Genomic DNA, 7,730 nt, shown 5'->3' on the forward strand with positions numbered 1-7,730 from the left:
GTGTGCGTGTTGTCTGGAACGATACTTTAGCTTACTGTCAAGAACTGTATCGACAAGGAGAGAAAAAGCCGAAATATACAGAGTTGTCTAGAAGACTAACTCAGATAAAAAAAACAGAAAAAAAACAGTGGTTGACTGAAGTTTCTTCTATTCTTTTACAACAGTCTTTGAGAGACTTAGAGACTGCTTACTCTAGCTTTTTTGCATCTTATAAGGTAGAAAAGAAGGGAAAGAAAGTAAAACCTCCTAAGTTTAAAAAACGTAAATCTAAACAATCAGCAAGATTTACTAATAATAGTTTTACCGTTCATCAATACCACGTTACTTTAGCGAAAATCGGTGATTTAAAAATAGTTTGGAGTCGTCCATTACCCTCCAAACCTTCTAGCGTTACCGTGATTAAAGATGCAGCGGATCGATACTTTCTTAGTTTCGTTGAGATTCGTCCCGAAACTTTACCAAATAACGAGCAAACTGTAGGGATCGATCCAGGGATTGCTACCTTTGCGACTCTTTCAACAGGGGAAAAGATAGAAGCACCAAAACCGTTAAAGAAACGATTGAAACGACTAAGAAAGGCACAGAGAAACTTTTCTAGAAAACAAAAAGGAAGTAACCGACGGGAAAAAGCGAGAAAACGAGTAGCTAAAATCCACGCAAAGATTAAAGACACTCGGACTGATTTCTTGCATAAACTATCCCCTAGAGTTGTTCGTGAAAAACAAACGATAGTTTTAGAGGATTTAAACACATCAGGAATGGTTAAAAATCGCAAGTTATCCCGTGCCATATCAGACTTAGGATGGCGTTCTTTTCGAGATATGCTATCGGCAAAATCTGATAAATATGGGCGTGATTTTCTGATAATTTCTCGATGGGAGTCAACGTCTCAGCGATGTTCCTGTTGTGGAAATATTGGCGGGAAAAAGCGGCAAAATTACGAGAATTAGGCATCAACCCCCAGACAATTTAGCCGGTTAAAATTTGCAAACAGCGATCGATAACCCCTTGAGTTACAATTATCTTGATTTGACTGGACAGACTTGAATGCAACTCACTCCCGAACAATACAAAGAAAAAATGCAGCGCCGCAAGGCAATCCAAGAGGAACGTTTAGCGGAAAAAATCGCTGAAAAAGGTTTAATTATCGTTAATACTGGCGATGGCAAGGGAAAAACCACGGCAGCCCTCGGTATGGTTTTACGTTCCCTCGGTCATGGTTACAAAGTGGCGGTGGTACAATTTATCAAAGGTGCTTGGGAACCTGCCGAACAAAAGATTTTTAGTGTTTGGGGGGAACAAATCGAGTTTTATGCTATGGGGGAAGGTTTCACCTGGGAAACCCAAGATAGAGAAAGAGATATAGAGAAAGCCCAAGAAGCATGGCAAAAAGCCCTAACTTTTCTCGAAAATCCCCAATATCAATTAATTTTACTCGATGAGATCAATATCGCCCTTAAATTCGGTTATCTGGATATTCAGGAAGTTATCGCTGGTTTAGCCCGAAAACCCGCTAATTCTCACGTTATTCTCACTGGTAGAGGAGCTTTACCCGAATTAATCGATATAGCGGATTTAGTCACGGAAATGAAGTTAATTAAACATCCCTTTCGTCAACAGGGAGTGAAAGCGCAACCCGGCATCGAATTTTAATTAGGGTTTGCGGCAAAAAGTTTTTCGTGGGGGCAGGGTGTGGGGTGTGGGGTGTGGGGTGTAGGGTTTTACCGATTTTGAGGTAGTCAGTTACCTAATTTTCAGGGAAAAAGTATCTGAATTTTACCCCCGATCCCTCCAATGGTCGGCACTTTTTGAGGGAAAAAAAGTCTAAAAGCCTTATCCAACAAGGTTTTTAGATTTATTCAGCAAGCCCTAATTAACTACTGCTTAAGCGTTGTACCGTCTCTCCTGACAATAATCGATGAGTTTCGGCGAGAAGATAAGGAATTTTATCAGCGTGGGGACTAGCGGCTAAACAGGCAGTTAAATCGAGTTTTTCCACCTCTTTTGCCTGTTGACCGGGGAACCAATGACCCCCATTTCCCAAGAGATTGTATCTGGCCTTGGCAAAGTCGATCATATCGTAGGCGATAGCGAGATTGCGTAACCAGAGGATAGAAGGAATATTGATGTGATTCGGGGTATTTTCCCAGGTAGGTAAACCCACAGACCAAGTTTTTGCCCAATTATTGCCTAAACAGTTGATCATCTCCCCTTGCAATCTCTCGATAATTGCCGGTAAAATCTCCTCGGCTCGATCGAGTAAGGGTAAGGTTTTCAGGTGTTCATCAAAATCTGTGGGTTGCGCTGCACCGATGCTCAGGGTATGAACGGCCGGATGACTGAGACAGAATAGGTCATTAAAAACCATCGGACTGAGAGGAGAACAGAGAGCGACGAGCTTAGGGGGAGGATTGTAGAGATGGCCACCCTTATCGGAGGGACTAATGATAAAAACGCCCATATCGTGCTGTTTTGCCGCTTCTATGGCCAGCCAGTTATTCTGAAAAATATAGTACCAGTGCAGATTGAGGTAATCGTAACAATTTGTTGCAATAGTCTTGACAATTACATCAGTTGGTGCATGGGTGGAGAAACCGATAAAACGAACTTTTCCCTGTTGCTGTAATTTTTTCGCCTCTTGCCAACAACCGCCCTCGGCCATAGTATCATCGAGAATTTCAGCCGTGTTGATGCCATGGATACCCAACAAATCCACATAATCTAACCGTAAAAATTGCAGGGATTGCTCAAATTTACGGCGAAATTCCCGCACATCTTGACTGGGAGAAACTTTCGTCTGCACGATAATCTCATCCCTCGGTAGTTGCGGCAAAATTTTGCCCAATTGCATCTCGGAAGTGCCGTAACCCCTAGCGGTTTCGATGTGATTAATCCCCACTTCCAGAGATTTATTGATGATTGCCTCTAAATTGCCTTGATTCTCGTCGGGAATTTGCGACATTGGCAGATCCTGCCACTGAAATTGATAGCGCATTCCCCCACAGGAAAACACCGGCATTTGTAGATTAGTGCGACCGAAACGACGATACTGCATATATTCAGTTATCAGTTATCAGTTATCAGTTATCAGTGGGGAGATGGGTGACCACTTCGTGCGCGTTGCGGGGGGTGATGGGGTATTAGTTGAAACTTCCCTATTTCCCCATTCTCCCATTCCCTATCCCCTGTTCCCTAAATTTAATCGGGTACAGTGAGAATTTCGACACCAGTTTCGGTGACGGCGATGGTGTGTTCAAATTGGGCTGAAAGTTTACCATCTTTAGTAATAGCAGTCCAACCGTCTTTTAAGACAATATGTTGCCAGGTTCCCTCATTAATCATTGGTTCAATGGTGAATACCATGCCGGGGCGAATTTTTTTGCCCTTGCCGCGAATGCCGTAGTGGGGAACCTGTGGACCTGTGTGAAAGACATTACTGATACCATGACCGACAAAATCTCTAACCACCGAGAATCCTTGTCCTTCGGCATATTCTTGGATAGCTGCGCCAATATCGCCGATTTTACCCCCCGGCTGCACTGCATCTATGCCTCTTTGCAGACATTCTCTGGTGACTTCCACTAACTTTTTGGCCAGGGGGGAGGGAGTACCGACAAAGAAAGTCTGCGAAGTATCGCCGTGATAACCTTCTAAAATCGGGGTGACATCGATGTTAATAATATCGCCGTCTTTGAGGATTTGATCAGCGCTGGGGATGCCGTGACAGATAACCTCGTTAATGCTAGTACAGATAGACTTAGGAAAGCCATGGTATCCTAGGGGCGCACTTTTGGCTCCATGGGCGCGAGTCCAACGTTCTGCCTCATCATTGATTTCTAGGGTACTTACCCCCGGTTTAACCATTTCTGCCAGATGATCTAACAGTTTAGCCGCTAATCGTCCGGCCCGTCGCATTTTGTCAATTTCCCGTGGGGAGAGTAAGGTGATGGTATCGTTGCCCATGAATTATCCGACTGTTGAGAAAGATTCTTGTTACATTTCTTATCCTAGCAAAATCGGGCAGCCTTAGGGTTTCGGGGGTTGGGTTATGGGAGCGGGGAGATGGGGAGAAAAAAGCTGCCTTCTGTCTTGTGCCTCCTGACTTGAAAGAGGGTGTAGGGAAGGAAACCTCTTTCATCTGTGGGGGTGAAAATTTTTTCATCAGGACTGATTCCTGACTACTAACCCCACCAACAAACTTTTTGCCGCAAACCCTATTTGTTCTCCCCCTCTCCCTTCTCCCCACCTCCCACTTCCGTTGCTGATCGCAGGGCGATCGCTAAATGAGAAAATTGCTCATTTTGTGATCTAGATTGCATCCTGATCGGAAACCTTTGGGTAATCTATGAGTAGAGATACTCAAACCTCCCCTTCATTGGTGCTTTCCTGAGAGGGGTGATTTTTTTTCTCATAAACTTTACAATATTTAATAATTGTTGTAATATTAGTTAAATAACCAAGCTTCTCACTACTTGCCATTTATGCCCATAAAATCTATATCTAGCCAAAAAAAGGACTATAGAGGCAATTAAATCGTCAATTAGATTTCTCTCTATCCTTGAGTAACCACTCACTTATCTCTTTACAAAACGAGAAAAAACTCTGATAGCATCTCCTTAACTGCCCCTGGGGAAGCGATCTGAAAAAAGCCATCAATCCCTGAATATCAACCCTCCATCGACGCGCACTCATGAAAACCTCGAAAAACCTTACCGATCCAGTTCGCGCCTATCTCAGAGAAATTGGCCGAGTTCCCCTTCTCAGCCATGAAGAAGAAATTCTCTACGCGAAACAGGTACAAAGATTAATTTTTCTGGAAAAAATCAAAGAATCCCTAAAAGCTAAACTCGGCAGCGACCCCAGCGATCGCCTGTGGTCAGAAGCGGCGGAAATTAGTGAAGAACAACTACGTCGAGAATTGGGGGCGGGGGATTTCGCCAAACGCAAGATGGTAGAAGCGAACCTGCGTCTAGTGGTTTCCGTCGCTAAAAAATACCTAAAACGCAATCTAGATCTATTAGATCTCATCCAAGAGGGAACCATTGGGATGCAAAGAGGTGTGGAAAAATTCGATCCCACTAAAGGCTATCGCTTTTCCACCTATGCCTATTGGTGGATTCGCCAAGCCATCACCAGGGCGATCGCAGAAAAAAGTCGTACCATCCGTCTGCCCATCCACATCACCGAAAAACTGAATAAAATCAAAAAAGCCCAGCGTCAACTAGCTCAAGATAAGGGTCGCGCTGCCACCATTGCCGAATTAGCCGAGGAATTAGACTTAACTCCTAAACAGGTGCGAGACTACTTGGAAAGGTCCCGTCAACCCCTTTCCCTTGACTTAAAGGTGGGGGACAATCAAGACACGGAATTAGGGGAACTATTGGAAGATACGGGACTTTCCCCGGAAGATTACACTGCCTATTCTTCCCTGCAGGTGGATTTGGAAAAACTGATGGCAGACCTCACCCCTCAACAAAAAGAAGTGATTTGTCTGCGTTTTGGTTTAGATAATGGGCAGCCCCTCACCCTAGCAAAAATTGGCGTTCGACTCAATATCAGTCGTGAACGCGTCCGTCAGATCGAACGAGAAGCGATCGCTAAATTAAGAAAACGCAGGGCTAACATCAGAGAATATCTAGCTAGTTAGGGTTTGCGGCAAAAAGTTTGTTGGTGGAGGCAGGGTGTGGGGTGTGGGGTGTGGGGTGTAGGGTGTGGGGTGTGGGGAGAATAAATAAAATAATCTCCTATCTCCTGACTCCTGAATACTGCCTCCTGCCCCCTGCCGACCGCCCCCTGCCTTCGTTAAGGGTCAAATTGAGCGTCTGAATAACAGCGAGAAAAATAGCCCATTTCTAGATTTATCGGCCACTTTTCTCGGCTCTTATTTCTCTACTTCTTCAAGATATTTTTGCAACAGGAGAGCTAATTTTTCTTTAGTGGCGACGGGAACAGAATCTAGACGGGTAAGAATAGCGTATTTAAGGGCAGAATGAGCGGCGGAAACGGGAGGATTAGCTGCTAGACGGCGCACCGTTTCTTGGATGACTTTTTGGGCATTAATAGCGTTATGGTGGAGATTTTCGATCACCATTTCTACCGTGACATGATCGTGATCGGGATGCCAACAATCGTAATCGGTAACTAGGGCTAAGGTAGCGTAGGCAATTTCCGCTTCTCGGGCTAATTTTGCCTCGGTTAAATTGGTCATACCGATCACGGTTGCGCCCCAACTTCTATAGAGATTTGATTCCGCTTTAGTAGAAAAAGCCGGCCCCTCCATACAGAGGTATGTACCGCCCCGATGCAGGGTAACTTCCGGTAGGTTTAAACTGGCGACGGCATCCCCTAAAATGCTGGCTAATTGGGGACAAATGGGATCACCAAAGGCGACGTGGGCAACAATTCCTTCCCCAAAAAAAGTCGCTATTCTCTCTTTAGTTCTGTCAATAAATTGATCGGGAATGACTAAATCTAGGGGTTTAACTTCCGCTTTTAGGGAACCAACGGCCGAAGCGGAAATAATATATTCAACCCCTAATTGTTTGAGAGCGTGAATATTAGCTCGAAAGGGTAATTCGGTCGGTAAAAAATGGTGATTTCTGCCATGACGCGCTAAAAATGCGACTTCTGTTCCCTCTAAAGTACCGAGAATTAAAGCATCGGAAGGAGAACCAAAAGGAGTATCGAGGGATACTTCCCGCACATCCTTGAGGGCATCCATTTTATACAAACCACTGCCGCCAATGATGCCAATTTTTACCGTCGTCATAGTCTTGGAAAGAATTAGTTATCGTTGCCTTGATGTTACCACAATTGAGCGATCGAACTGTGATAATTTTTCCATCAAGCCTTACTTTTTCTTTTTCTTGCCTTTGAGAGAACCATTAATTAAACCATTAAAGCCATAAATTTCTTCAGTTCCCGCAATGGCAACTAACTCCACCTCTTTCGTGTCTCCCGGTTCAAATCGAACTGATGTACCCGCAGGAATATTCAGATGGGTTCCTTTGGTTAATTCGCGCTGAAACTCCAGGGCCTCGTTAACTTCATAAAAATGATAGTGGGAACCCACTTGAATCGGTCGATCGCCTGTATTAGCCACAGAAATACGCAGGGTGTCGCGACCGACATTAATCTCGATCGCCCCGGATGGTGTGATAATTTCTCCCGGAATCATAACTGCTAAAAATCTCCTGTTAATGAATGGGATTGTGAACGGTAACTAATTTAGTACCATCGGGAAAAGTCGCTTCGATCTGCACTTCCGTAATCATTTCCGGGATGCCTTCCATTACCTCCTCACGAGTTAATAAAGTGGTGCCGTAACTCATCAATTCAGCGACGCTACGACCTTCCCTCGCACCTTCGAGGATGGCAGCGCTAATATAGGCGATCGCTTCGGGATAATTTAACTTGATACCGCGATTTTTGCGTCTTTCGGCGAGCAGTGCCGCCGTGAAAATGAGTAATTTATCTTTTTCTTGGGGCGAAAGTTGCATAGATGGGCCTTTTTTTCACACAGATGCCTAGGGTTATTGTAGTTGTTGGCGGGATAGTTGTAGCGATCGAGTTGTGAAATTTTATTTACTTAGGGCTTGCTGAATAAATCTAAAAACCTTGTTGGATAAGGCTTTTAGACTTTTTTGACCTCAAAAAGTGCCGACCATTGGAGGGATCGGGGGTAAAATTCAGGTACTTTTTCCCTGAAAATTAGGTAACTGACTACCTCA

At 44.4% G+C, this 7,730-nt stretch carries 7 protein-coding genes and 1 pseudogene; 3 read left to right on the forward strand and 5 right to left on the reverse strand.

Features of this window, described 5'->3' with window-relative positions:
- Both IM496_RS01445 and cobO read left to right on the forward strand, forming a co-directional pair.
- Window positions 1–938 (forward strand): annotated as a pseudogene (locus tag IM496_RS01445) (RNA-guided endonuclease InsQ/TnpB family protein); the annotation flags it as partial.
- 109 nt (window positions 939–1,047) lie between these two features.
- Window positions 1,048–1,653, forward strand: a complete 606-nt coding sequence (gene cobO / locus IM496_RS01450; protein ID WP_194017748.1) for a cob(I)yrinic acid a,c-diamide adenosyltransferase — start codon at window positions 1,048–1,050, stop codon at window positions 1,651–1,653.
- 220 nt (window positions 1,654–1,873) lie between these two features.
- Here cobO and IM496_RS01455 read toward each other — a convergent pair whose 3' ends face one another.
- Both IM496_RS01455 and map read right to left on the reverse strand, forming a co-directional pair.
- Window positions 1,874–3,055: an aldo/keto reductase gene (locus IM496_RS01455; RefSeq protein ID WP_194018397.1), complete on the reverse strand. Its 1,182-nt coding sequence runs from the start codon at window positions 3,053–3,055 to the stop codon at window positions 1,874–1,876.
- Window positions 3,056–3,198: 143 nt separating this feature from the next.
- Window positions 3,199–3,963 (reverse strand): type I methionyl aminopeptidase, encoded by a 765-nt coding sequence (gene map, locus IM496_RS01460; RefSeq protein WP_104395755.1) that lies wholly within the window; start codon window positions 3,961–3,963, stop codon window positions 3,199–3,201.
- 727 nt (window positions 3,964–4,690) lie between these two features.
- Between map and IM496_RS01465 the strand changes: the two genes are divergently transcribed.
- Complete coding sequence (locus IM496_RS01465; protein WP_194018436.1) at window positions 4,691–5,647, forward strand: RNA polymerase sigma factor, RpoD/SigA family; 957 nt, start codon at window positions 4,691–4,693, stop codon at window positions 5,645–5,647.
- A 234-nt stretch (window positions 5,648–5,881) separates the two neighbouring features.
- Here the strand turns inward: IM496_RS01465 and IM496_RS01470 are convergent, their stop codons facing one another.
- The 3 genes from IM496_RS01470 to ureA all read right to left on the reverse strand — a co-directional run bounded on the left by IM496_RS01470 (window position 5,882) and on the right by ureA (window position 7,499).
- Window positions 5,882–6,769 (reverse strand): S-methyl-5'-thioadenosine phosphorylase, encoded by an 888-nt coding sequence (locus tag IM496_RS01470; protein WP_194018356.1) that lies wholly within the window; start codon window positions 6,767–6,769, stop codon window positions 5,882–5,884.
- Window positions 6,770–6,850: 81 nt separating this feature from the next.
- Window positions 6,851–7,177 (reverse strand): urease subunit beta, encoded by a 327-nt coding sequence (gene ureB, locus IM496_RS01475; RefSeq protein WP_045356217.1) that lies wholly within the window; start codon window positions 7,175–7,177, stop codon window positions 6,851–6,853.
- Window positions 7,178–7,196: 19 nt separating this feature from the next.
- On the reverse strand, window positions 7,197–7,499 hold the full coding sequence (ureA, locus tag IM496_RS01480) for an urease subunit gamma (protein ID WP_002738360.1): 303 nt from the start codon (window positions 7,497–7,499) through the stop codon (window positions 7,197–7,199).
- Between the last annotated feature and the right edge of the window lie 231 nt (window positions 7,500–7,730).

Origin of the sequence: Microcystis sp. M049S2, assembly GCF_020245625.1 — a bacterium.
GTDB lineage: Bacteria > Cyanobacteriota > Cyanobacteriia > Cyanobacteriales > Microcystaceae > Microcystis > Microcystis ichthyoblabe_A.